Annotated in this window: 27 protein-coding genes and 1 pseudogene; all 28 read right to left on the bottom strand. The window is 64.6% G+C overall.

The features are described 5' to 3' along the window. A pseudogene (locus L995_RS32475) lies at positions 1-225 on the bottom strand (hypothetical protein); the annotation flags it as partial. After that, positions 222-665 carry a hypothetical protein gene (locus L995_RS26625; RefSeq protein ID WP_047474328.1) on the bottom strand — a complete coding sequence of 148 codons (444 nt, stop codon included), beginning with the start codon at positions 663-665 and terminating at the stop codon, positions 222-224. The gene L995_RS26625 and the pseudogene L995_RS32475, both read right to left, overlap by 4 nt. After that, a complete protein-coding gene (locus tag L995_RS31510) occupies positions 662-2,137 on the bottom strand; it encodes a LamG domain-containing protein (RefSeq protein ID WP_082001639.1) in 1,476 nt (491 codons plus the stop codon). The genes L995_RS26625 and L995_RS31510 overlap by 4 nt, the downstream gene beginning before the upstream one ends. Before the next feature lie 4 nt (positions 2,138-2,141). Next, complete coding sequence (locus tag L995_RS26615; RefSeq protein ID WP_052195874.1) at positions 2,142-3,359, bottom strand: hypothetical protein; 1,218 nt, start codon at positions 3,357-3,359, stop codon at positions 2,142-2,144. 21 nt (positions 3,360-3,380) lie between these two features. Continuing rightward, positions 3,381-5,303, bottom strand: coding sequence for a hypothetical protein (locus L995_RS26610; protein WP_047474326.1), 1,923 nt, complete (start codon positions 5,301-5,303; stop codon positions 3,381-3,383). Between the two features lie 8 nt (positions 5,304-5,311). Continuing rightward, positions 5,312-7,006, bottom strand: coding sequence for a hypothetical protein (locus L995_RS26605; RefSeq protein ID WP_156136142.1), 1,695 nt, complete (start codon positions 7,004-7,006; stop codon positions 5,312-5,314). A gap of 2 nt (positions 7,007-7,008) precedes the next feature. Continuing rightward, positions 7,009-7,392, bottom strand: coding sequence for a hypothetical protein (locus L995_RS26600; protein WP_047474325.1), 384 nt, complete (start codon positions 7,390-7,392; stop codon positions 7,009-7,011). Beyond that, the gene (locus L995_RS26595; RefSeq protein WP_047474323.1) at positions 7,389-11,309 is read right to left on the bottom strand and encodes a tape measure protein; all 3,921 of its coding nucleotides are present in this window, start codon (positions 11,307-11,309) and stop codon (positions 7,389-7,391) included. The genes L995_RS26600 and L995_RS26595 overlap by 4 nt, the downstream gene beginning before the upstream one ends. Positions 11,310-11,395: 86 nt before the next feature. After that, complete coding sequence (locus tag L995_RS26590; protein WP_016446682.1) at positions 11,396-12,157, bottom strand: hypothetical protein; 762 nt, start codon at positions 12,155-12,157, stop codon at positions 11,396-11,398. An 11-nt stretch (positions 12,158-12,168) separates the two neighbouring features. Then, complete coding sequence (locus tag L995_RS26585) at positions 12,169-12,642, bottom strand: phage tail terminator protein (protein ID WP_016446683.1); 474 nt, start codon at positions 12,640-12,642, stop codon at positions 12,169-12,171. Next, positions 12,639-13,133 (bottom strand): gp436 family protein, encoded by a 495-nt coding sequence (locus L995_RS26580; protein WP_016446684.1) that lies wholly within the window; start codon positions 13,131-13,133, stop codon positions 12,639-12,641. The genes L995_RS26585 and L995_RS26580 overlap by 4 nt, the downstream gene beginning before the upstream one ends. 11 nt (positions 13,134-13,144) lie before the next feature. Continuing rightward, the gene (locus tag L995_RS26575; protein ID WP_016446685.1) at positions 13,145-13,519 is read right to left on the bottom strand and encodes a DUF2190 family protein; all 375 of its coding nucleotides are present in this window, start codon (positions 13,517-13,519) and stop codon (positions 13,145-13,147) included. A 7-nt stretch (positions 13,520-13,526) separates the two neighbouring features. Next, positions 13,527-13,979 (bottom strand): hypothetical protein, encoded by a 453-nt coding sequence (locus L995_RS26570; protein ID WP_016446686.1) that lies wholly within the window; start codon positions 13,977-13,979, stop codon positions 13,527-13,529. A gap of 109 nt (positions 13,980-14,088) precedes the next feature. After that, complete coding sequence (locus L995_RS26565; protein ID WP_016446687.1) at positions 14,089-15,057, bottom strand: major capsid protein; 969 nt, start codon at positions 15,055-15,057, stop codon at positions 14,089-14,091. Between the two features lie 39 nt (positions 15,058-15,096). Then, on the bottom strand, positions 15,097-16,146 hold the full coding sequence (locus tag L995_RS26560; protein ID WP_016446688.1) for a hypothetical protein: 1,050 nt from the start codon (positions 16,144-16,146) through the stop codon (positions 15,097-15,099). Positions 16,147-16,230: 84 nt separating this feature from the next. Then, entirely contained in the window at positions 16,231-16,653 is a 423-nt protein-coding gene (locus tag L995_RS26555) for a Mor transcription activator family protein (RefSeq protein ID WP_016446689.1), read from the bottom strand. Next, complete coding sequence (locus L995_RS26550; protein WP_016446690.1) at positions 16,650-17,093, bottom strand: regulatory protein GemA; 444 nt, start codon at positions 17,091-17,093, stop codon at positions 16,650-16,652. Before L995_RS26550 ends, L995_RS26555 begins: the two co-directional genes overlap by 4 nt. Beyond that, positions 17,090-17,311 (bottom strand): hypothetical protein, encoded by a 222-nt coding sequence (locus tag L995_RS33535; protein WP_016446691.1) that lies wholly within the window; start codon positions 17,309-17,311, stop codon positions 17,090-17,092. The genes L995_RS26550 and L995_RS33535 overlap by 4 nt, the downstream gene beginning before the upstream one ends. A 103-nt stretch (positions 17,312-17,414) precedes the next feature. Then, positions 17,415-18,404, bottom strand: coding sequence for a recombination-associated protein RdgC (locus L995_RS26545; RefSeq protein ID WP_016446692.1), 990 nt, complete (start codon positions 18,402-18,404; stop codon positions 17,415-17,417). After that, a complete protein-coding gene (locus L995_RS26540) occupies positions 18,401-19,111 on the bottom strand; it encodes a DUF2786 domain-containing protein (protein ID WP_016446693.1) in 711 nt (236 codons plus the stop codon). Before L995_RS26540 ends, L995_RS26545 begins: the two co-directional genes overlap by 4 nt. Beyond that, positions 19,108-19,533 (bottom strand): hypothetical protein, encoded by a 426-nt coding sequence (locus tag L995_RS26535; RefSeq protein WP_016446694.1) that lies wholly within the window; start codon positions 19,531-19,533, stop codon positions 19,108-19,110. The genes L995_RS26540 and L995_RS26535 overlap by 4 nt, the downstream gene beginning before the upstream one ends. Continuing rightward, on the bottom strand, positions 19,530-19,916 hold the full coding sequence (locus L995_RS26530; protein ID WP_051170601.1) for a DUF2528 family protein: 387 nt from the start codon (positions 19,914-19,916) through the stop codon (positions 19,530-19,532). The genes L995_RS26535 and L995_RS26530 overlap by 4 nt, the downstream gene beginning before the upstream one ends. 54 nt (positions 19,917-19,970) lie before the next feature. Beyond that, positions 19,971-20,264, bottom strand: coding sequence for a hypothetical protein (locus L995_RS26525; protein WP_016446696.1), 294 nt, complete (start codon positions 20,262-20,264; stop codon positions 19,971-19,973). 17 nt (positions 20,265-20,281) lie between these two features. Continuing rightward, a complete protein-coding gene (locus tag L995_RS26520; RefSeq protein ID WP_016446697.1) occupies positions 20,282-20,731 on the bottom strand; it encodes a hypothetical protein in 450 nt (149 codons plus the stop codon). Position 20,732: 1 nt separating this feature from the next. Next, the gene (locus L995_RS33530) at positions 20,733-20,906 is read right to left on the bottom strand and encodes a hypothetical protein (protein WP_016446698.1); all 174 of its coding nucleotides are present in this window, start codon (positions 20,904-20,906) and stop codon (positions 20,733-20,735) included. Continuing rightward, the gene (locus L995_RS33525) at positions 20,906-21,055 is read right to left on the bottom strand and encodes a hypothetical protein (protein ID WP_016446699.1); all 150 of its coding nucleotides are present in this window, start codon (positions 21,053-21,055) and stop codon (positions 20,906-20,908) included. The genes L995_RS33530 and L995_RS33525 overlap by 1 nt, the downstream gene beginning before the upstream one ends. A 12-nt stretch (positions 21,056-21,067) precedes the next feature. Then, entirely contained in the window at positions 21,068-22,270 is a 1,203-nt protein-coding gene (locus L995_RS26515) for an ExeA family protein (protein WP_016446700.1), read from the bottom strand. Beyond that, positions 22,267-24,102, bottom strand: a complete 1,836-nt coding sequence (locus L995_RS26510; RefSeq protein WP_016446701.1) for an integrase catalytic domain-containing protein — start codon at positions 24,100-24,102, stop codon at positions 22,267-22,269. The genes L995_RS26515 and L995_RS26510 overlap by 4 nt, the downstream gene beginning before the upstream one ends. Positions 24,103-24,110 lie beyond the last annotated feature (8 nt).

The raw sequence follows: 24,110 nt of genomic DNA, 5'->3' as shown, positions 1-24,110 counted from the left end.
ATCCCACTGGCTGCGGACGTGGCCGCGCAAGCCGGTCACGCGGCCCGCCCCCGAGGCGCGGACTGCTACGCGGGCGCGGATGTGGCCGCGCAGGCCCGTGATGCGACCGCCGCCCTCGACAGTGACGGGCGGCGGTGTGCTTCCATCGTCGCGCCCGAACACCAGCGGCACGGGACTGCCCGTGTGCGGCGCGGAACGAAAGAGCAGCCTGGTGCCCTCTGTCATGACAGGGCCACCATGCCGAGCTGGACCAGGCCGCCCGTGTAAAGCATCGGCGATGACTCGCCCTCGGGCGTGGCGCCGCCGACGACGCGCAAGCCGCCGCCGTGGTCCATGTCCGTCACATCGCAGCGCGCCAGCACGGCGCCATCCGCCGCACGCCACTCGGCCCACCTCGGCAGGCCGTTGGACTGCACCATGGCGCCTGCAGGCGTCTCAACATACAGCACCAGGCTGCTGCCGATGATCGCGCCGCTGGGCTTGGCCAGGACGATCTCGGCCTGGGGCGCATCCGCATGCGGGTCCGTGATCAGCGCCGGCCTGGCTGTCGAGAAAAGCGCCAAGCTGGCCCGGCCTGGCCCGGTGTCTGCGCGTGTCAGCATCGCAGCCAGTTGCGCCAAGGCCGTCGTTTGCGTGATCTCCCAATCGCTGGCTGGCGCGCTCATGGCATCAGCTCCATTCCGCCCGTGACCAGGCTCAGGTTGTCGGCGATGACCGCGCGGTAGTTGTGCTCGTAGTCGTGGGCGATGACCGTGTAAGCGTGTTCGGTCTCGATGTACTGGAAGTCGTAGGCCCCGGTCGCTGCGTCGCTCCACTGCTGCTGGACGACCATCAGATCGATGTCGCGGAGCAGTGTCACGCGCCGGCGCAGCGGCACGTCTGCAGGCGACGCATCGCGCTCGACCGTGCCACGAATGCGGCCGTTGGCTGCCCTGTCGAACAAATAGTTGGTCCTGGACTTGCCTACAAGCCCGAGGAGAGTTTCGCCAGTCGGTGGCATAGCGCCGCCAGGTGAAGCTACGACAAACCCGGAAGACAAGGCTCGGCCTGCGACGCGGTTGAGCAAGATGGTCGATGCCTGGGCGCTGAGAGGCAATGAAGGCACAGCGAACGGCCCCGTGTACTCTGCGCGGGGGCTGAAGCAGACATCGTCGATCCAGCCGAGCCATCGGTCCGAAGAAACGCCATTGAACTGCTGCATACCGAGCGCGATGCTGCCGCTGGCAAACGCCGCAGGCCCTGCCGGACTCGACCCGGTAAAAGCCGCTTCGCCGTCCACGAACATCGTGTATATCGATCCCGCACGGACGAGCGCAAGGTGCACCCAGGTGTTGGGCTGCACGGCCCGCCCGGTACCAGGATTGAGCGTTGCCGAACCGTTGGTCGCATACAGCACGTACTTGCCGTTATAGACGCCGATGTTGGCCCGATTGTTGAGGTCAGAGCCGAGCTGAAGCAAGTGCGACCAGGTGGTTGCTGTCGGCCCCGTGAAGTACGACCATGCTTGTAGCGTGAAGTCCCCGCCTCCATAGCTGAATCCGTCGACCTGGATGCGGCTTGTATCGTTGCCTGCGAACCATGAAGCTGCGCCGAACCGGGCTTGTGCAGTGCTGCGGGCAGCTGACGAGCCGCCGTACTGGACAAGTTGAGCACCACCGAACGCCAGGTTGCGTGGCACCGAAGTATCTGCTTCAAAGTCGATGAGCAATTGCACAGCCTCGTTGGTTGGCGTGCGCGGAAAGCCCATGGCGCTTGCAGTCAGGGCTCGCGGGCCGGGCCATGCGATACCCCAGTAGCTGCATGCAGTGGTCCACAGCGCGCCATCGTCGGACCATTGCAGGGTCGCCATGAGAGAAAAGCGCAGCGGGTTGGCAGACGAGCCGAGGCGGATGTCTGTCACGTCCTGCGGCGACGCTCCAAAATCCCAGATCAACGTCACCCCGCGCGGCAGGCTGACCGACGAGACAGCCGAACCATCTGACAGCGCGGCGACGTTGGCGCCGTTGCTTGCCGTGAGCGTGGCTGAAGCATCCACGCGCGTTGTTCCGGCGAGAAGCTGGAACTCTGTCAGTTCGATCACCGCGCCGTTGTCGTAGGGCTCCATGCCCCAGGCGCGCCAGTAGCGATGTGCTGCCATGGTGTCAGCGCCAAGGCCCGGTCACGTCAATGAACAAGACGCTAGTGTTGCCGCTCGAAGAGGTGTTGTCGAAGTTGCTGCCGCCCGCGCCGTGCACTGCTACCAGAGTTTTTCCAGTGAGCGCACCCGTGCCGGGAACCTTGTCGCCATAGCGGAAGCTGTCGTAGCCGGCGGACTGCAGCATTTGATAGGACCCTGGGATCTCCGCCCTTGGCAAGTAGTTGTCAGTAGTAGAGATGACGCGTCGCGTCAGGTAGAGGCCGCCATCGATGGGGTTTGGAAATGCACCGTGAACGTTGGTGATGCCGCTAATTTGGGTAGGCGAGACACCCCCCGCTCCCCACACATTGAGCTTGTGCAGCACGCACGACCCAAGCCCCGAGTACGCGCGCGCGCACGCAGAAATCCCGGCCGAAGTGGAAGACAAGCAGTTGTCGTACTGGGAGTAGCTGGTGCCTGAAGTTGAGTAGTTGAGCAAGCAAGCGTATGCATCGCCCGATGGCCGTGTTACGACAGGATCACCGAACGCGCGGATATTCCCGATCTGCCGATTTGCAGCGTTGGCAGTGCCTGGCAGCGTTGAGATGTAAAAGAATCGACTGTCTGCCGCGAAAGCCCAGCCCACAGGATTGCTGTTGGCCGTGCTTGCCTTCGGCCAGTAGCCGCCGCCGCTTTGCTGGCTATCGAGTGGAAATAAGCCAGTGCCTGTGTTCGCATCTTGCATGGTCTCGAACCCGCGAACCCGCGCCCACTGGGCGCTTGTGTCATCGACGCGCAGCAGCATCTTGCTCGACTGCGGGTCCGCGCTCTGGTAAACGGCGATGTTCGTGCCTGTGTACGCCTTGATCCAGCCAGCTGGTGCCATCTTGATCGTGATCGTTCCCGTGTATGTGCCATCGGGCAGCGTCGTCGCAAAGCGCACCACGCCGGCCCCCACGGCCGTCACTTTCTGCTCGCCGTTGTGCCCGGCCCAGCCGGCCGGGCCACCAGCCACACCGGCAACAAGGATCACGGAGTCCACGATGGCGCTGTGCTGCCCGGGAAACGCAGCTGTGGCCACGCCGCCCAGGACCGTCAGCGACGTGAGCGTCTTGGTGTCAAAGCCGGTCACCAGCAGCGCGTCGAGCAGGGCGATGTACGAGCCGACGGTGCCGCTCAGCGCAGGGGCGCCGCTCATGGTGCTCAGGAAGTGTTTGACGGAGGTATCAACAGGGGATGCCATGGATGTGCTCTCTGAATTGATTTAGAAGGAGGCCTCGGGCGCGCGGCCCACGTCGCCGCGCTGGACAATCCAGCAACGGTCATCAATGCCTGCTGGGCTCGAAGGCTGCGTGCAGCGGACCATGTCGATTGCGGCCTCCGCGCCTATCGTGTCGATGAACACCACATTGCCCGAGACCCATCCCGCGCCCCAGCCCTCGGCACGCACACGCATGTAGGGCGCACCGGCCGCGCTGTTCATGGGCGCGAAGTCCACGTTGAGGCTGCCACTGGCGATCTGGCCCAGGTGCTGGCCAATCAAGTCAAACGTGCTGCCGTCTTGCCGGATGCGCAGCGCCCATCGCTCGGTGATGGCGCCGAGGTTGGAGACCTCGATAGGGAAATCGTTGTGCCGGTATGTGGCCGTGGCCTCGCCCTTGGAAGGGTCCAGGCCGTCATACCAGGTCGTGCCGTTCCAGCTCGCCTGGTCGTACACGCGGGAGACGCGGGCGAAGCGGTCGCCGAAGCGCAGCGCGGTCGAGAACACGGCCCCAGCAGGAAAGGCATAGCCCACGGGCTGCGTGAGCTTGACCTTGCCGTCGATGCGAACCTCTGCGATCTGCCGGTAGACCTCGGTGCGGCCGATGACTTTGACGGCGGCTGGGTAGCCGGCCAGGTCGGTGAATTTGACGGTGCCGGCGTCCAGGTCGGCGGTATAGCCCGTGCGGATCTCTGCGCCCGTGGCCGCGTCCAGCACTTGGACGAAGGACAGGCGCTGATGGCCCAAATTGAACGTCTGCCCGACTTCAGGGACGAACTGGACGCCGCCATGCGTGGTGCCGATGACGCACGTGTCACCAGGCCGGGCGAACGCGACGCGGCCGTCAGAGGGAAGCGCGGCCGGGTCGATGCCCATCAGCGTCACATCCACAGGCAGATAGATGTAGCTCACAGCGCTGTAGCGCAGCGTCGTCGGGTCCACCGGCCACGGCCGCCAGATGCGGCCTGGCTGGACGGCGCCCACATCGGCTGCGCTGTACCACCACTCGGCCTTGTCTTCGGCTGTGAGGCTGGTGTCGAGCACGAAGTCGCCGAACATGAGCTGGACGCCGCCACGGCTGAAGTCGACGCGGCCCCACATGTGCGAGCCCGTGATGTTGCCCTGCGCGTCGACGTTGGCCGTCAGCGTGTTGCCGCGCGTGTCCACCACCGTCAGCACGAAGCCGCCCGCGCCGGCCCGCAGCGGTGCCGCGTCCGTATTGAAAAACACGCTTGCGGTGGACCATTGCCCGGCCTGTGTCCACAGGCTCTGCAACTGAAAGTCCGTGGCCCCGGACCCACCCACGACATAGTCATACATGCCGACTGTGCCGGCCGCATAGTCGATCTTGCCGCTGGCAATGCCAGGATCGGTATCCGTGCGGCCGCGATAGATCACGCCCTCGAAGTCGACGTATGTCTGGCCCATCCAGCGAAACTGCACGCTGCCCGCGACGACGCGCTGTGACGTGTAGGGGCACAGGTCCATCGTGACCTCGGCAGGCTTGTATGTCTCGCTGTGGCTGTGCGGTACGCCGGCCCCGACGCGGTACCGCGCGACGATGCTGGAGCCCCCGAGCATCTCTTCCCCGACGCTTGCGGTCCCATATTCGCCGCCCTTCCGGCCGTTGTCCTGCCAGACGCCCGAGCCATCGCCCACCGCCCGCGAGAACTGTTTGGAGTCCTCGTAGTCGCTGCGGTAGGACTCCGTCTTGCGGTCGAACTCGATCATCTTGAGCGAGACCTGCTTGCCCGCATAGTCCACGGTGCCCAAGGCTGCGGCGAAGCGTCCTGCGCCGTCGTCGGTTACCGTCTTGATAGAGACCAGGCGGTTGTCGGCCGTGGTGCCACTCTGTTCAGAGAGGCTCGCGCTGCTGCCGTTTGTTGTTGTGACCGCCACGGGGCGGAGGATCATCTCGTAGGCCATGGGGCGTCCTATACGTATGCTGCACGAATGGCGATGTTTTGACCGGGCGACTGCGGCTCTTGCCATTCCGGCGTCGCTTTGAAGATGTAGTTCACGTCTGCGGTCTTGCTCGACGTCGTGGTGGTCAAGTTGCCGCCGGCGGTCTGGCTCACTGCCCGCGCGACGCACCACTCGATTTGCAACGTCCCGGCCGCAGGCTGCTGCGCAAGGCTGAAAGCGGCAATCCCTGTGGCGTCGGGCCCGGCATTGATGAACTCCGTCACAAGCGTTTCGAGCTGGCAGTCGACCTGCAGCTCAGCGCCGGGGTCTGGCATGAAGCTCGGCCGCAGCAGTACCGTGCGGCTGTGGTAGTCCACAACGCCCGTCGCGGCGCCCGCGAGCTTGCCCGCGCCGGCTTCTGTGACGGTCCGCACCTCGCCGCCGCTTGTGTACTTGACGACCAGGGTGCCCGGCACAATGCGGTCGTGCTTTGTCGCCTCGTCCTGGCCGCCCACAACCCAGCAGTACTCGGGGGGGCGGATGGCTGCGCCCTGGTGGGCGCGGTTGGTGTACGACACGCGGGCGCCATGGGTTAGTGCGATGGCACTGCCAATGTCCGGGATGGACTTGAGCGTCGCGCTGATGCTGCCTGTGAGGTAGTTGACCGCGCCGCCGCCCGCCCCCACCAGCTTGCCGTTGCCGTCATCGGTCAGGGTGTAGCGCTGGCCCAAGGCCCAGAAGTCGATGAAGATCGTGCCGGGCTCAGGCAACGGGTTGCATTGCCAGACGAAGGTCAGGCCCGCGCTGGCTTCATCGATCACATATCGCTGTGTATGAGGCGTGATGCCGACCTCCACACGGCGCGGCGCCTCTGCGAGCAGGACCGTGCGGCGCGCGGCCGGCATCTGGTCGACCGATGCAACTTCCGAGCGGCTGTTGGGCACGACCTGGGTGTAGATGCTGGCGAGCTGCAGCCAGGCGTCATTGATCTGGCTCGCCACGGTCAGACGAGTGGCGCTGTAAAAAAGGCCCGAGTCGCTGTAGACGGTCTCGCGCGTCAGCGTCTTGCCTGCGGCACGTGCGAAGGTGCGCGCTGCAGGCGAGCCCGGGAAGTCGTAGAGCAGGCCGTCGAACAGCTCGCACGTCGTGACCTGGGCCAGGAAGTCCACCAGCTGGCCACCTGAGGTCTCTGTGAACATGCGGGTCACGGTGTCCGTCGCTTTGATGCGAATGCGCTGCCGGCGCTCGCCGGCCTGGCCCTCGTTGTAGACCAGGACGAAGGTGCGCCCGATGGCCGGGGGCGGCATGCCAGGCCGCTGGAATATCTGGATGCTGCGCATCGTCGTGTAGTGGTTCTCAAGCAAGTAGCCAGAGAACTCACTGCCGGCAGCCATTCCCGATTCGATGCGCCTGGCGATATCGGCGCGCGTCGCAAAGGGGCTCTTGAGCGACAGCAGCGTGACAGAGACATTGGGGTCTGCAGGGGGCTCTGCCAGGATCACATTGCAGCCCATAAATGGCGTGCGATCCGTATTCCTGAGCACGCCGAAAACCTGATAAATCTCGACGCGGCCGGTAGTCCTGGTCTCTTCGGAAATGTCCGGGAAAATCTCGTTCGACCGGCCTGATGTGAGCAGTTGAGCGGATGGCGGGCCACCACCTTCGGGCACATCAGCCATGTTGGCTGATCGGGCAAAGCGAATGTCGCCAGCAAGCAAGGGCATTCTCAGATCTCCATGAACTTAAAGGACGGCACGTACTGCAGCTCTGCGGTGTGCTCGCCGTCGAGCAGGCGCCAGATGGGATCAGCCTGGAATTCCAGGAACAGCACGGCGCGGACAACGCCTCGGACAGTGAGCTGGAACGTCGAGCCAGGCAGCGCCTGCCAGGCACGGAGTTGGTCGCACAGCGCCCGGGGTATCCAGGCTTGAGAATCGCGGCCATCGAGCGTGATGGGCCGCCCGGCCTGGCGCAGGCCAACATGCACATGCAGCGCGCCGCTGGTGCTGTAGCGCGTCTCTGTGACGGCAGGACTCCATGCGTACTCATCTGTCCAGATGAGCCGGTCGGAAAGCTCAAGCGTCGTGCCTGCGCGGGTGAGCGTGATCATTGGGCCACTCCCTTGGCCTGGGCCAGCTTGCGCATGAGGTCAACTTCGGTATCGGCGCTTTGCTGACTGGTGTGGGTCGTCGTGCCACGCAGGAAGCCCCAGGGCTCGACACCGTTGATCGTGATGTTGTTGACGTATGTGTTGCCGCCCTGGCCAGGGGCTGGTGCTGGACCAGGTGCAGGTGCAGGTGCCGGGCCGGGCGCGGGCGTAGAGGGCTTGCCCTTTGACTGCTCCAGCATGTAGGCCGCTTCATGCTTACCGCTGTCGTCGTACTTGTAGTACTCGGCCATCTTGCCCAATGCTGATGCCAGCGTGCTGTTCCTGCCGCCCCACCGGATTTGTACGTCCGAGGCCTCGTAGGGCACGTCACCGTTTGCGTCGAGGAATTGCTTCGACAGCTCGACAGCGACCGCTTCATCAAGTCCGGCCTGCTTGAGGTAGTCGATGATCATCGCGCGCGTCCAGACGAACTGCGACTGCACATTGCCCTTGGCATCCGAGCTGAATCCGTCTTTGTTGCGGTACCCCGAGCCGATGCGCTGCACGCCTTCGCCCAGCTCCTCTGGCTTGTCGCCTTCGCCGGGCCGGCCATACTTTTCCTTGACGCGCTGCTGGTAGGCCGCCAGGGCGGCGTCCGCTTCCTTGACAGCCGATGCAACGCCCTTCCAGTCTCCGGCCATCGAGCCGCCTGCACGTCGGCTTGCATCCGCAGCGCTGCCGATGTTGTCGCGCACCTTGAGGACGCTCTTGCCAGCCTTGTCGACCTCCAGGTCGAAGCCACGGATGGCGGCTTCACTGCGGACCCATGCCGGTGCTATCCCGTTACCGGCCTCGATGGCGGCTTCCGCAGCACGCTTGAAGCCAGCAGACAACTCACGCGCGCTCGCCGTTCCGCTGGTGCGGATGACCTCATATGCTTCTTTTGAGGTAGCCGCCGTTTTCTTGAGACTCTCGTCGGATGTGATGCCCAACTGCTTCATCGCCTCGCGGACATCATCAATACCAGGCTTGATCTTGTTGATCGCGTCCTTGAGCTCATCGGCTTTCACCTTGGCCTGTTCAAGCAGGCCGTCGGCGACCTTGTCACCGAGTACCTTGCGCACCTGCTCAATCTGGGAGCGCACTGCCGACAGTGCCTTTTCTGAGTCTGCGGTGTTGATCGCCTTGGACAGAGACAACGACAACACGCGTCCAACATCCGCCCCCGTCTCTTTCAGACGGTCCAGGTTCTGGATGATCAGATGGGTATCGTTGATCGCACTTTGCGCCGCCTTGCCCATCCCCCCAGAAATCACATCGAAGTCGCCGCCGGCCCTGCGCACCGCTTCGCGCAAGCCCGCATCAATGATTTCCTTCAGGCGGCCAACGCCTTCCCACGTTTTGTCCAACGCACTGCGCGCACGCAGCTCGAAGTCGGACAGATCGATGTCCTTGAGCTGATTCGCCCACTCGTCGCGGAACTGCTTTGCAGTGATCTTTCCTTGCTGCAGCAACCCATCGAGCACCACAGCGGCATCACGTATGCCAGGGGCTGTGCTCAGGTCGAAGTCCTTGCCGATCTTGGAAAGTGCTTCGCTGGTTTTCCCGCCTTGCTCCATCAGGCGATCAAACGCCGTGAGCGCATCCGTAGCTTTGAAGCTGGTTTTTTCCAATGACGCGTTGACGTCTTCCACAGCTTTCTTGGGCTGGTTCGTTGCTGGGGGCGTCTCCAGCATCTTGCGAACTGCTGCATCACCTTCTTCCGCCGCACGCTTGGCGCGAAAGAACTCCTGAGCCAGTTCTGCTACCCCCAAGGCCAGGCCAATGCCCGTCAGCGACCGCAGTATCCTCAATGCAATCGCCATGCGCCCGCCAGCGGCAGCCGCAGCGTCCATCTGCACTGCTGCCGTGGCGCTGGCCACCCCAGCAGCCGTCATGCCGGCGCCGGCAGCACGCGCCCCGGTGGCCACGGCCCACAGCGTTTGCGCGGCATTGACAGCTTTCAGGGCCAGCAGCACCTTGACGCCCAGTTCGATGGCAGGCGCCATCGCCACCAATGCCTGCGTTGCCGTTTCCGCCATGGTGGCCAGTTGCAGGAAGGCATCGGCAATCTCCTTGGCCTTCTTCTGCAGCTCGCCGCTTTCCTTCATCCGTTCGAACTCAACCAGCAGCTCGCGCACCTTGTCGGTCAGCCAGTCGAGCACTCCGGCTTGCGCCACCATGTCAAAGAACTCGGCCAGCGCGTCCTTGGCATTTGCGACCGCACCCGCATAGGTGCGCATCAGCCTGTCGCTGGCACCCTCGTTCATGCGACCCAGCTCGTCGATGAGTTTGCTGATCACGTCGCGGCCCAGCAGTCCGGCCTCGCTCATGCGCTGCAGCTCGGGCACGGTTCGCCCTGTCGCCCGCGCAAGGGCATCCCATACCGGCACGCCGCGTTCGGCCAGCTGGAGGATTTCCTCTCCCTGCAGCTTGGTCTTGGTCCATGCTTGGCCCAGGGCAAGCGTCACGCCCGTCAATTTATCCGTGCCGCCACCCAGGTTAGCAGCGACATCTGCGATGGAGCGCATCTGCGCCTCGGTCGGCTTCATGCCGAAGGAGGTGAGCGTGACAAACGACTCGGTGAGTCCTGCCACATCGAATGGCGTGGAGGCGGCCAACTGCTTGAGCATCCCAAATGCTTGCGTTGCCGACTCGGTGCTGCCCAGCAAGTTGCTCAGGCGCACCTGGAGGTTTTCAAACTGGGACCCCGTCTCGACGACACTCTCTGCCAGTGACTTGAGTTGGCCGAGCCCGACCAGGGCTCCGCCCCAAGCCGCCGCCTTGCGCGCAGCATCGGCCATGGAGGTGCCCGTGTTCTGCGTGGCAGTGCCCAGTTGCTGGGTGGCATCGGTCGTTTTATCGGCCTCAGCGCGCAGTTGCCCTATGCGCTGGGTGAAGGCGGCTACGGCGGCAGCCTTGTCCGCAGGAAGAATGTCCGCCGAGTTGCGGATTTGCGCCAACGCCACCTGCAGTTCGTGCACGGCAGCCTCGGCCTGACGAACACCGCCCATGCCCAGCTTGCGAAACGCCTGCTCCAGGCCTGCAGGTGCCTGCACGCCATCCATGCCGAGCTTGCGCAGATCCTGCTCAAACGCCCGCGCCGCCTGGGCTGCATCTGCCTGGCTTTGCGCAATGCGCCGGGCGCTCTGTGCAGCGCCTTCAAGACCCTGCTGGGCCTGACGTGAGGCTGCGTCCACCTGCTTTTGCGCCTCGCTCAGGCTGGTGGTATCCAAGCCCAGCTGGCGGGCTACCTCGCGCGTCGTCTCCATGGCCCGGCGTTTGTCGCCCAGGGCTGCCGATGCCTTGCCGGCAGACTTGGTGGCACCGTCGTACTCGCGCTGCAGGGCCTTCTCTTCGTCAGCCGCCGTACGCGTAGCTGCCGCAGCTTGCGATTGACCCTCTTTCTGGGCTTGCAGTTGTTGACGCAGCTCGGCAATCGCCGATTGCGCCTGCGCCACTGAAGCCTTGTATTCGGACGTCGCACGTGTGGCTTGGTCGCTGCCGCTGCGCAGTTCGCTCAGGGCCTGCTGCATGCCCTTGATGTCGGCCTGAGCCGCCTGCACCGCTTGGCCCGCCTGGCGTTCGGCCTGTGCCAGCGCCTGGGTTTTTGCTGCAGCGTCAGGAAGAGCGGCAGCCAGCCGGTCCACGTTGGCGCTCGCCTGTTCGAGTTGCTGGCTGCAAGTGCGGCTTTCTGCGCCCAGGCTGCGCAGCGTATCTATGGCCTGCTGCTGCTGCGCCACGTCCTGGAGCTGGCGGGCGACCTCTGCCGCCTGGGCCTTGAGCTCGGCAGCCTCGGCGCTGGCTTCATCCAGGCCACCGGCCAGGCGTGAGAGGTTGTTCAATCCCTCGCTCTTGACGCCAATCGTGTAATCAACGCGCTTGTCCTGCTGGCTCATGATGTGCGGCGCTACGGCCCTCGTCCTCTTCTACAACCCTGTTTTGCCTTTGATGGCTGGCGCGGCCTTCCACCGCGCCAGCCCAATCACGCCATGCTGGTCTTGTAGTAGCGGCTGATGCTCGTGCCCACCTTGGTAGGGTCCATCAGCACCGAGCCCTCGACATCGAGCGCCCCGAAGCCCTTGCTGATCAGGGCCAGGGTCTTGGTGATGCCCTGGCTTGCGCGCCAGATCTCCACGAGCACGGGCTTGCCGCCATCGGCTTCGTTGAGTCCACCAAAAGTCAGCTCCAGCTCAGGCGCCTTGGACGTGAGGGCCTCGATGGCGGCGTAGGCGCCGTAGGTGTAGCTCGCCCACAGCTCGTCGCTGTTGGCGATATCCGTAGCGTCGGGCAGCAGGTAGATACCCTCCGGCCGCACCTCGTAGTTGCCTGCGGCCGTGACGGGAGTGGCCGTGGCCTTGTCAGCACCTTTTTTCAGGGTGACAGCCGTGGGTTGGATGTGCGCCAGGCGCAGCAGGCCGCCGAGGAAGGCGTGGTGAGGCTCATCGACCACGGCAGCGCCTTCGATGGCCTGGGTGGTGCCCAGCACGCTGCGCGCATAGTTGATCACGTTCAGGTCGGCCAGCTTGAGCTTGACCTTGACCTCCTTCACGCGCCGCACTTCTGCATGCGTGCCGCCACCCAGACGCGTCATGTCTTCCTGCGTCTGTACATCCTCGGTGTGCTCCAGGGACAACTCCAGAACGTTGCCGATGGGCATGGGGGCGATGGCCGCGCCGTAGGGGCGGGCATAGACCTGGCCCACATTCATGCTGGGCTTGTAGATTTGCTTGATGATTTCGGCCATTGCGGGCACTCCTATCGGGTGGGTTTGCGAAAGATCGTCTCGACCTGGAAGGCCGATGGGATGTACTGAAAGCCTGCGCTGTACTTGGCAGGTGGCGGTGTGATGAGCTCCAGCGTGCGGCTTGCACCTGGCAGTGCGGCTCCAGCGAGTGCACCCGTGACACGCGCCCCCAGCGTGCCGGCATCGAGCAGCGCGGCTTGGCCAGAGCGGGCATTGGAGACATTGCGCACGGCGGCGACCACGTACCAGCGGTGCAGCAGGCGCCACTGCACCCCCATCGCCTCGGCAACCGAGTAGCCGGCATAGACCACGTGCACGGCCGGCGTGTGCTGCCCAGCCTCCTTCACGTCGGCCAATTCAGCGGCAGTCAGCACATGCACGGCGGGACTCATCCCGGCGACGGCCTGGCGGACCAGGTCCACCAGGGCCGGCTGCAGCGCCAAAAAGTCATTGGCCTGCTCGATGGTCAAACCCTGGTTGCTCATACGAACCCTCGCAGGCTGTCGTCGGTGACCTGGCGCGGGCTGAAGTGGCTGTAGACCTCGGCATCACCTGGTGCGTCGCCCGCGAGCTGTAGGCCCGGCGAGCCGCCCCAGGGGCAGGACAGGACGGCCTTGCCGTCGCCAATGGCCTGCAGCTCGCGCTCGGCCGCCTTGTAGCGCAAATACACCTCATGCTCGGGCGCGAGCTGGTGGTACAGGTAGTAGCGCGCCACGTCGCAGACGATGCGCGTGAGCTGGGGCGGAGGCACCATCTGCACCGCACCGGGCTGGCCCGGTACCGGGGCGGGCTTGGCGCAGCCTGCCAGCGGCAGCCGGTAGACGCGCCCGACGAAGCCATCGGCGAAGGCTTGTGCGTCGTCCAGCGCACGCACGGCTTTCGCCTCCAGCACGGCGACCAGGTCGGGGTCGGTCAGTTGGACCAGCTCGGCCTCGCCGTAGCGGTCGACCATGTCCTGGACAGTGGCGTAGTTCATTGTCGACCAGGTCAGGCGTGGACGTGCTTGCAGATCTGCACTTCGATCAACTGGCCCGCCTGGACAGCGGCACCCAGCGCGACACCGCAGTGCTCCGCCGTGGTGGCGACTTTGGCCCGGCCCGTGGCATCGGAGAGGACACGGTCCCCGAAGGCGATGGGCTCGGCCGCTTCGACCAGGTAGCTGTAGCTGGTGACCACAGAAAGGGCTTCGCCAATCTCCGCACTGGTCTCAGAAACCCCTTGCGAGTCCTTTGCGCCACCGCCTGCAGCGGGATAGCCGCCATCGTAGGCAACGAAGCGATGGGCTTTCAGAATCGCCGTGGCCACGATCGTGACAGCGTGCTGCTTGTCAAATTGGCGGCCTGTGTTGTTTTGCGATGCCATGGCTTTTTTACTCCTGGGCTGGGTTGGACTTCTTGCCACCCTTGGCGGCAGGTGCAGCGGCCTGGCTCGTCTCAGTTGCGGCGGAATCTGTGCCGGCTTGCTGCTGCGCCTGGGCGGTGTCAGCAGCCTGGCCGGCCTGACCAGACCCGGAGGCATCTGCTGTGCCAGCACTGGACTGGCCGTCTACGCCCGCATCGGCCGAGCCTGGAACCGTGGTGGATGCGCGCTCTTCCTGGAAGCGTTGACGCGCTTCTTGGAAGGCTCGCTGCGCCACGGCCTCCTCCTGTTTGCGGGCTTTTTCAGTGGTCGCCTGCGCTGCGGGGTCCATGGCGGCGCCACTGTCCAGCAGTTCCTTTACGTCATGGCGGCTCAGGTCTGGCAGCTCCTCGCCAGGCTCAATGACGGTACGCACCCCGTCCAGCATCACGGCGGTGGCGACCAGTGCAATCAGTTTGCTCATTTCAGGTTCCTTAGGTTGCGTGCTTCGGACGACCCCACGAGCCAACGGGGGCTCGTGGGGCTTGTCCAGGCCATTGCTGGCCTTCTCTCACGGCAGGGTGTTCGGTGGGCTACTTGGCGTTGGTGAAAAGGAAAGCAGCGGCGTTGTAGGCAACGTTGGGCTGGCGTTCATAGGTCGCGCCGTAGATCCAGGACTTGGTGCCGTCCGTGGTGAAGTACGGGGTCTCGGCGAACGGGTGGCCTTCAATCACGTTGGTGAAGCCGAACGCGGGCTCGGCCAGGCTGATGTCAGAGCTGCCGCCCGCGCCGATCTTGGGCACGTAGGCGAGGACAGCGTTGTTGCCCCAGACGTCGCGGCCGGTGTCGGTTTCGTCTATCCAGACCGCATCGCCCACGTTGATCTCGCTGACGTTGAGGATGGTCTTGAGCTGCTCGATGTTGGCGGGGCCGAGGTTGGTGGTGGGCAGGTAGCTCTTGACCTCCTTGTTGGTGCTCAAAGCCGTAAAGGCATCTGCGCCGAGGTCCAGCTGGTTCGGACGTTTGCCGATCTTCTTGCGAATCACATCGGCCGCCGCCCGGATGTCGGTCACCGGGGTGCCCGTTTCCGCGCTCCACTTGGTGGAGCCCGCAAGTGCCAACACATGGCCCGGCGCATAGGTGTCGGGCGAGGTCGCCAGTTGGGCCACTTCGAGCTCGTAGTCCAGGCCCAGAATGTCGTTGGCAGTCGCCATAGCGATGCGGGACACATCCAGGTAGCTGCCAACGTTGAGCCTGCGGCCTTCATCGGCTTCACGCAGCAACTCGCGCGGCATGGGGACGTCCACGGCATATTGCTTGACCGAGTAGACCTTGCCCTCGTATTTGATGTTGACGCGCTTGGTGGGGCCACCAGGCGCGCGGCGCAGGTTGTAGCGACGCAGCCGCTCGTCGCCCAACTGGGCCAGCGTGACGCTGGACAGCGCCTGCGGCAGGCGCGGAAACAGTTTTTCCCCGATGTAGGTGCCCTGGCCCATGCCCAAGAGCAGGTTGGTCAGGATGGGGTTTTGTTTGAGCCGGATCTCGGCAAGGGTCATGGTCATCTGGGCAGTTCCTGGTGATGAGGTGATAGGGGACGCCGCTCAGCTGGTGAACGACGTGGTGACGGCGGTGACCGCTTCGGAGTAGTTCACCTTGTGCTTGCGCATGTACTCTTGCGCGGCCTTGTCGATCTCGGCATCGCTCTTGCCCTTGGCCTGGCCGGCCTGGTCACCCTGACCCGCGTTGCCGCCCGCGAACTCGCCGAAGCTCACGGCGGGTTGGCCGCTGGAGATGAGTCCCTGCAGCCAGGCGGACGGCGAGATCTTGGTGGTCGTGTCGCCCTCGGCGAACTCAACAGGCTTGGCATCGGCCAGCGCCTCCAGCGTGGCAACGGCCATGGCTTTGTCTTTGGGCAGCAGGCGGCCGGCTTTGACCTCCGCTTCGGCGAAGCTCACGAAGTTGGCCTTGCGGTCGGCGCGGGCCTGCTCGGCAAAGGAAGCGGCTTTCGCATTGGCGTCCTTGGCGGCCTGGGCTTGCGCGGCAGCTTCGGCCTCAGCCTTGGTGCGGGCGTCCTGTTCAGCTTTGAGTTTTGCATTGGCTTCGTCCAGTTGGGCTTGCAGTTCTTTGCTCATGTCATCGGGCTCCTGATCAGTGGTGACGGGTTCGGAAAAGCAGACAGCGCGCTCGGCGTCGTCTTCGGAGAAATTGACGTCCTTGAGCCCCTTGACGGCAGGCGGCTGCGCACCGAGCCATGCGACATGGCGCAGGTACCAGATGCCGGGCTTGGGGTTGCTGGGGTCTTGCGGGTGGTAGAACGAGGCGCTGCGTTTTTTCACGCGGCCGGCAGCGGCGATCTCGGCGAACTGGGGCTCGACCTGCTTGTTCTCGGCGATCTGCAGCGAGCCGTCTTTCACGGCCAGGCGGGCGACCCAGCCGTAGGCGGGTGCGTTGTGCTTGGGGTGGCCGACGGTGTGCGGCGCCTCATGGACGGCCGGGTCGTATGCCGCCACGGCAGCGGCCAGGTCTGCTTCGCTGATGTGGTGCACGGTGCCGTCATCGGCCATGCGTGCGCCAGCGCGGAAGATCTCGATGCCCTCAGGCAGCGTAGCGGCGGGAGTGTTGCTGGGGGATGGGGTGGCGGCTTGTGGCATAGCCGCCAATGTCGCGCGAGGCCGTTGCGGCCCCGCATTGAAGCAATTCAGTTTTTCGCTTCAGGTCACTGCGACAGATGTGACCTATGCGTCTTCCAGTGGCAGGCAGCCTTGGGTGCGGGCGAACACCTCCTTTTGCCAAGCCTCGACGATCTGCCGTACGCGACGTTCCGTCAGACCCTCAACGCGTGCGATGGACTGCCAAGGCTGCCCAGCCCGCCAGGCGACCACGATGCGCGCCGCCTTCTCGCCTGCCGCGAACAATGTACCCACATTGATGTAAGGCTGCGCGCCTCCCATGTCTTGGGCAATGCCCTGTGCCAGATCAGCCGCTAATCTGGCGCAGCTTGACAGGCGTTGCGGGCTGCGATCAGGTTGCTGTGCCAGCAGCGTCAGATAGTGACTGCGCGCGAAATCTTGCCACGACTCAGGCCATGCACTCACCAGGGCCTCCAGCGGTGCAATCTGCTCGGACGTGAGGTCCGTCAGGTCCGGGCGCTCAGTCATGCTACGGTCTCGCGGTTCTGCCAGGACTTGAGCGCTTCAATACAGGCGTCCAACTGGGCTGCAGTGCAAAAGCGCAGCGACGACACGCCGACCTGGCGCTCGACCCAGGCATCCAGCGCCTTGCGCCGCGTGTCCTTGACCACGCCATCACGGTGCAGTTGCATCCACAGCGCCCAGACCTTGCGCTCGCGGGGACTCGCCTGGCGCTTGGCCTGGTCGAACTGCTGGCCAGACATCGGGCGGCGGCGAGTGGCGGTGGCCACGCCCATGCGCACGGCCAGGTTGTGCATGTGCTCGCGCACCTGCTGCTGCTGGGCCTCGGACATTGCCTTGGAACTGGTCTTGCCGGTGAGGGTGCACAGCAGAGCCCGATAATCCTCCTCGGTCAGCTGCAGCTTGCCCTTGAGCGTATGGATGGCGGCGATGTGATTGGCGGTCATTGCAGGCTCCAGACTTGGGCGATTGCATCGGTGGGGCGGACGATTGGCGGCAGCGGCTGCTTGGTGCGATTGCCTGTCGGGCGATAGCGGCTCTTGTAGCAAGCCCTGCAACAAAAGCACAGCCCATCTTTCTTGGCGATATCCGGGTAGAAGAACTCCGTATCTGCCGGCCAGCTCTCGTCGCACAGCGGGCAGTGTTTTTCGGCGTCGGATGGCATGTTTGGATTTCCGGCGATCTGAGCGGGGGAGCGCCCTGACAGCGGCATCCCCCTGGATTTTTCTTTTGGAACGATTTGGAAGGCCTCTGCGGGCCTCGCAGGCCTAAAACGGAGCGCTATCGGGATCGGCATCCGCAGGTGCTTGGCGCGGCCCGGTCATCGCGCCAGCTTTTTGCAGCGATGCCGGCAGGACCGGGCCCAACCCCGTCCGCCCCTCTCCGCCCAGCGCGTCGACCAGGTCGGGGATCAGCCGGGACAGCTCGCCCGTTGTGATCGCCACATCGGCATCGAAGCCGCCATCGTCCTGAGACTGGTTCTCGGTCACTGCATCCAGCAAAGTGATCTTGCGCACCTGCAGCTGCTCGGTCAGCACGAAGCTCACTCGGCCATCCCAGGTCAGCGCCAGGCGGGTGGGCAGCTTGCCGTGCTCGATGTGCTGGCGTACCTCGGCGATGTCCAGAGGGTGCCGTCCGTAGCGCACCACGGCCTTGGATTCGTCCGCAGCCTTGAGTTCGCACTCGCGGTCGATGGCGAAGTCGGCAGGGGGCTCCTGCGTGGTCAGCCAATGCGCCATGGCAGCCTGGGGGCTGGTCTGCGTGTCCAGCAGGGCCAGCGCAAAGCCTGTCATGCCCTCCACCAGCGCGCTCACCACCTCGTCGGCGCGCGCCTGGCTGCCGGTGTCTAGCACCAGGATGCGGGCCTTGGGGTCCAGCCAGACCCACATGGCTCCCTGCTTGGTGAAGGCCATGGGCAGCAGGTCCAGCTTGGCCTCGTCCTTGAGCTCCTTCTTTTCCTTCTTGCCGGGCCTGCGGCCTTCGCTCTTCTCGATGGCATCGGCCTTTTCTTCCACGCGGCGGTTGAGCACGCTGGCGGGCAGCACCTTGGCCTCGGTCATGAAGCGCATGACCCATTGCCCGGCCACGGACTCGACCAGTAGACCATGCTCCTCGCCACGCGGCGGCACCCAGCCAGCGCTGCGCTCCTGCGTGGCGCCGCACGCGGCAAACGGACTCTTGGCCAGCGCGGCTTCGAGCGCCTGCAGGTCGGGCATCCAGGACTCCGAGATGCGATAGATGATGGCGTTTTTGATCATGAGCGACCTTCGATTTGCTTGAGTGCCACGCTATCCGCGATACCGTGATTGAGTTCAGCGCTTCGGCCAGCCTTGTGGCCACGCTCGAAGTCGTCGTGCTTGACGTTCTTTCCCGTGGTGCGGTCTTTGAACTTGGCCTTCTCCATTGCCGGATACTGGTGGGCCATATAGCGCGTCACCAGCGCCTGGTCACCTGAGTTACCGGCGAAGGCCTGCAGCAGGGCGCGCACGCCTGAAACCCAGCCCGTGGCATACAGGTCTCCCCGGGCTACCTTGGTCTTCGGTTTGCAGTTCTTAGACTGCAGTCCCATATGCGCGCGGCGGTCCCTGGCGCATTGGCGAGCCAGCACGTCAAAGGCATAGCCGGCGACTTCTGCAGCCATGCCCACACCGACGAAAACGAACTGCCGCTCTTTGCGGTGTGACCCGCTCGGAGCCAAAGTCAGATGCGCGCGGGTGAAGTACTCGCACGCAAACACCTCAGCCACAGCGTGCGCCAAAGCGGCCTCCCATATCACCAACGGCACGCTAGGAGCCTTGCGAGGCGACTCAGACACATCAGCCAAGCTGACCTCTGTCTCCGACAGGCCAAACTGCTCCATGAGCTTTTGAGCCTGGCGCAATGCTGCTGCGGCCTCGTGTGGTTCGGGACTCGCCGCAAGAGCCAGGCACTTCTTGATTTTCAGGAGTGCTTCATCACGCGTCATTTGACCCCCTTGGAGAACACCACGCCATCGCGCGATTTGCATCGCCCCCGCCACTCCAACCACTGCTGCAGGGCACGTAATCCGGCAGCCTGGTCGGATGCCTCGGGCACGCCAGGCACCAGCAACTGGTTGGAGGCAGCGCCTTTCCCGTGGCGGGCGGCGACGGAGATGGCTACTTCCAGCGCGTACTTGGGGCCTCGCGCGATCTCGATTGCCTCTGTACTCGGCAGAGCCTCGCCGAGTTCAATCAAGCCCGATGCCCAGCACCAGGCAACATAAGGCGTGCAGTCGTAGTAGCTCTTGCCGCCGCAGCGCGGGCAGACAGATTCGGTCCCGCCACTGCATTGCTTGGCAAGCCGCTCCGAAAGCCGGTGCGAGTTGCGGCAGCGAGTGCATTTCACAAGGGTGGTGTCTGCCGTCACTGGTTGACCTCCTCAAGCTCCATCTCGTCGTAGCCGCACATGCCCACCGACGCCTCAATGATCAAAATTCCCAGGTCTTTGCATTCAGGCCAGCCCTCGTCGTCTTCCGACAAGACAGAGCGAGTCCAGAAGTCGTCGCCAGCCAGGTTGCTGACCTCGGCACCACCGATACCCATCATGTAGACAATTGCCTTGTGGCCGAACATGCGCACGACGGTGCGCACTACGTCGCCACTCTCTTTCCCAAGCCGCCAGTCGGCATCACTCCAGAACTGGTTGATCTCGGTGGCCAGGGCCGGAGTCAGGATGTCCAGATCTACTTGGAGCGTGACCTGGGCGTACTCGTCCCAGGTGGATGTCACAGTGAAGGTCTTCTTGTTCATACAGCGGCGGGGAATAGTTTCGGGAATGGTTTGTTGTGACATTTGCAGTCCAGGTCAGTGGGTTGTCCTGGAAGCGGGGATGTGGTCAGCGAAGCTCGGCGAAGCCTTCGCGGAGCTCTCCAGCAGCTCGCCTGCAAGCGATCCGGCAAGGAACGCCACATCGGCCACGCCTTCGGGCGGCAGCTGCCGAGAAAAGCCCCTGATCAGCAGGAACAAGCTCGACAGCACCACCGTTGTGCGTCGGGGTTCCTTCTGCAGGGTTTCAAGAAGCTCCTGAATGAGCGCGCATTCCAGCGCGTGGTGCTCCTGCGGCGTCAGGTTCGGTTTCTGGGTGTTGGTGTTGGGCATTGCAGCTACCAGTTGAATCAGCAACGGACGCCCCGGCTAGGGCAAGCCAGGAACGCCAGCGCACCAGGACGGGATGTGCCCATTCGGGGGATGGCAGGAAGGACCATGGGGCCAGGGGTGAACCGCTCGACAGGCATAGGCGCAGACACCAGCTCCAGCGCGGGTGCGGCAGGAGCGGCCGGGGGGCCATCCTTTGCCGGGGAGCGCGAGACCTTGCTCGGGCGCGCATCCAGCTCGGGGAACAGGCCACGCACGCACGGCTTGATGGCGTACAGGACGGGCATGCCGTCGGCCTCCTCGGTCTGTACCCAACCATTGGCGCGCAGGTTGGACAACCGCTTGACCAGGCCACCCGGGGTGTCGGTGGGCACGACCTCGCTCAGCTTCTGGCGGGTCTGCGGGCCGTTCTTGCGCAGGTACGCCACGATGGCGGCGCTCTCCGCACTCATGTTGGATTTGCGGGCCATTTCATTGCTCCTTGCACATGGCGTTGCCCTGTGCGAGACCGTCCAGGAACACGGCGTTGAAATCAGGGGGTGGTGTCTGGCGGGCGACCACGAAGACCAGAGCGCACAGCGCGGCCATCAGGGCGACGGCCAGCCACAGCACCAGGGAAACCAGGGGATGCTTGCGGCGGGCCATCACATGACCTCCCGGCGCGGCACGGCCGACACGGCGCCTTCGAACATGGACAGGCCCATGTCGATGGCAGACCAATCATTGGCAAACAGGCCGTGCATCACGGCGCGCGTGCCATCGCTCAGAGCGATCAGGACCAGGTACTTCTTCATGACGTGCGTTCCTCAGACGGCACGGATGACATCGCGGTCCACGCGGGGCGCGCCCAGCTCGGCGGCTGTGTTGAGCGCGGCGATCATCCAGTTGTTCACGTTCAGGGGGTACAGCAGGCTCTTGAAGCCCGAGCGGTCGCCGGCATTGACCGTCATGCGGCTGCGCAGCTCATCGACGCCATCGGGCGTGATCAGCTCCTCGAGCTTGCGGCCGACGCGCTGCACGCGCACCTGCAGGTAGGCGCCAAGGTCAGCCTCCAGGGGGCGCAGGCGGGCGATTTCCGTGCGCTGCATGACCTCGCGCACATCGTAGCGGCTGAGCTTCTTTTCCAGCTCGGGATGGCCCAGCAGCAGGATGCCCAGCATGGGGCGGCGCCCCATGCGCATCTTCTCGTGCAGGCGCTTGAGGTGGTTGAGCGTGGGCACCGGCAGCGCGTGCGCCTCTTCGATGATGAGCAGGTGCGAGCGGCCCGAGGTCGTGGATTCCTCCAGCATCCGGTACACCTGGCGCGAGCGCTTCTCGGCGCCCAGGGCGACGGTCGCCTGGTGGTCCAGCGTGTAGACGATGGCAGCCTGGATGTCGGCCGACTTCATGCTCTTGCCCCGGTGGTCGTTGTCCTCCATGCCCTCGACCGAGGGTTCGATGCAGACGATGGGCTTGTGCTGGCGGGTGATCTTCTCCTTGAGATCGTCCAGCATGGTGGTCTTGCCCGCACCGGACTCGCCGATGATGGCGACCATGCGCGCGCCGATGGCAGCCTGCCAGGCAGCCTCCTGCACAAAACGGATCTCGCCGTTGGTGAACATCTCCTCGTCGCTGGTGACTTCGCCAGCGAAGGGGTTGACGAACAAACCGAACTTCTTGCGTGCAGATTCAGTCAGGGTTTGCTTCGGCTGTAGCATTGCATCCTCCTCGGGGTTATGCGTGGTTGCTTCTTCGGGGACGGCCTCGGTCGCTCTAACGACCGGGGCCAACTTCTTTGCGGGGGCTGCCAGCGCAGCCTCCACCTGGTCAGGCGTGACACCGCACGCCAGCAGGAAGGCCAGGACCTTCTTGCGGGCTGCCGCAGCGGCACGCGCCGGCCACTTGCCATCGACCACCAGGCGGTGCACGGCCGAGCGGCTGATGCCCGTGCCTCGGGACAGGTGGCCTTGGGTCAGTTCCAGATTGCTCAAGAGCGTGGCCAAGGGGGTCATGTGGTTCACATGGCTCATGCACCACCTCCCACTGCACGCAGGCCACCCATGCGCGGGGTCGGGCTGCCGTCCTGGTCGCTGCCCTGATGTTCGTCCTGATCGCGGCGCGCGGCCACCAGGCCCTTGATCACGTCCTCGGGCACGCCGGCACTGCCGTATCGCTCGGTCAGCCAGGTGTAGGTGCTGGGGTCGTACAGATCGCCCAGTGCCAGGCGGGCGCGCTTGCAGGCCTCCGCCACCGACACCCGCGCAGCCTCGACCGAGGGGGCTGCAGCTGCGTGCTGCACGCCCGTGCGCTGTAGGAACTGCGGCAGCGTTGCGGCATTGGCCTTGATGTCGGCAAAGGGGTCGAACTGCCCCTGGTAGGGGGCGACCTTGGCCTTGACAGCGTCCTTGACCTCGGCAGGCGTAGCGTCCTGGCCGTTTCGGCCATAGGCTTTGGCAGCGATGCGGGCGCGGCGCTCGTCGGCGGGTGAGGCCGGCAAGGCCCGGTATTCGTCCTTGCCCAGCACCGGGGCGCTGGCGTCGTATCCCATCCAGCCTTCCTCCACTGGCGGCACCTCATGCCAGACGATCTCGCCCGTCTCCAGGTCGGTCACGCCCACGCGCACGGCGGGCGCGGCAAAGGGGTTGACCGCGACCAGCACCTTGTCGCCCGAGGACACACCAGGCACATAGCGCAGGTCGTAGTCGCGGCTGGGCTGCTTTTTCAGTGCAAAGCTCACGCGACGCTCGCCGGTCACCGTGCGCGTTTGCGCCAGGCTCACCGGCAGCTCGCGCATGATCTCCATGGAGGGGGCAATACGCAGGTGCTCGCTGGCGATGGTGCTCCAGGCTGCATAGGGAAACATGCCATGGCGGCTGTGCTTCTTGGTGCCGTTGCGGCTGTGCATCCACAACTCGGCCATCGCGTTCATGCGCGCCACGGTGATCGTGGCAGGGTCGAGAAACCGCAGGCGCGATTCAAAGCCACGCTCCGAGATGTTTTGCGCCACCTCCACCGAGCCCGTGGCCCGGCTGTTGCGGGGCGCATGCATCTGATGGCGAATCTCCATGGCACTGCAGAAATTGCGGAAGGCACCGTTCTTGAATTCCCCGCCCTGGTCGGTGTAGAGCGTGAAGGGCACGCCATGGAACGGCATGGGCGTGCCGGCCGCATCGGTGCGCTGCGTCATGAGCCACATCAGGAAGTCCAGCGCGTTCTCGGCCGTGGCGCCTCCTGTGTAAAAGCGCATCCCGATGGAGCCGCTGGCGTGCTCCACCCCCACAAAACGCACCAGCAGCTGGTCCATGACCTGGACCAGGTTGTCGGGCTTGTTCTTGTAGTGGACGCCGTCGACCTCCAGCAGCTGCAATTCGCCCTTGGGCGTCTTGTAGAGCACGCACACCGAGGCATCGATTTGCCAGACGGCATTGATGTGCTCGGTGCGCATGCGCACGTGCGATATGGGCGCCGCCAGTTGCTCCGGGTGCATCCCCTTGGCGCGCAGCAGCCGGCCCACGTGGCTGGCCGACAGGCAGGCGCTGAGCTTGCCACCGGCATACAGCATCTGGATGGTTTCCTCCAAGGGGATCATCCATTTGCCAGCGCGGCGGTCGAGCAGCATGGTTCCGGCAATGATCTCCAGCTCGGCATCGCTGATGGCCGACTCGCCCGCGTCAGCGCGGCGCTTACGGGGCTTGTTCAGCCTCAGTTGCTGGGCCGCTTTGGAGATCAGCGTTTGCGTGCGCTGCGTGGAGAGGTTGAGCAGCTTGGCTGCGCGCTGCACGATGACAGCGCCCTGACCCCAAGGGGCCTCTGCGCACTCTCGCGCAGCCTGGTTGATGACTTCCGTACGGATAGCGTCCATGGCCCAGC

Source organism: Delftia sp. ZNC0008, from assembly GCF_000799035.1.
Taxonomy (GTDB): domain Bacteria; phylum Pseudomonadota; class Gammaproteobacteria; order Burkholderiales; family Burkholderiaceae_C; genus Comamonas; species Comamonas tsuruhatensis.
The sequence above is the reverse complement of the archived record's forward strand: the minus strand, read 5'-3'. Positions and strand labels throughout refer to the sequence as shown.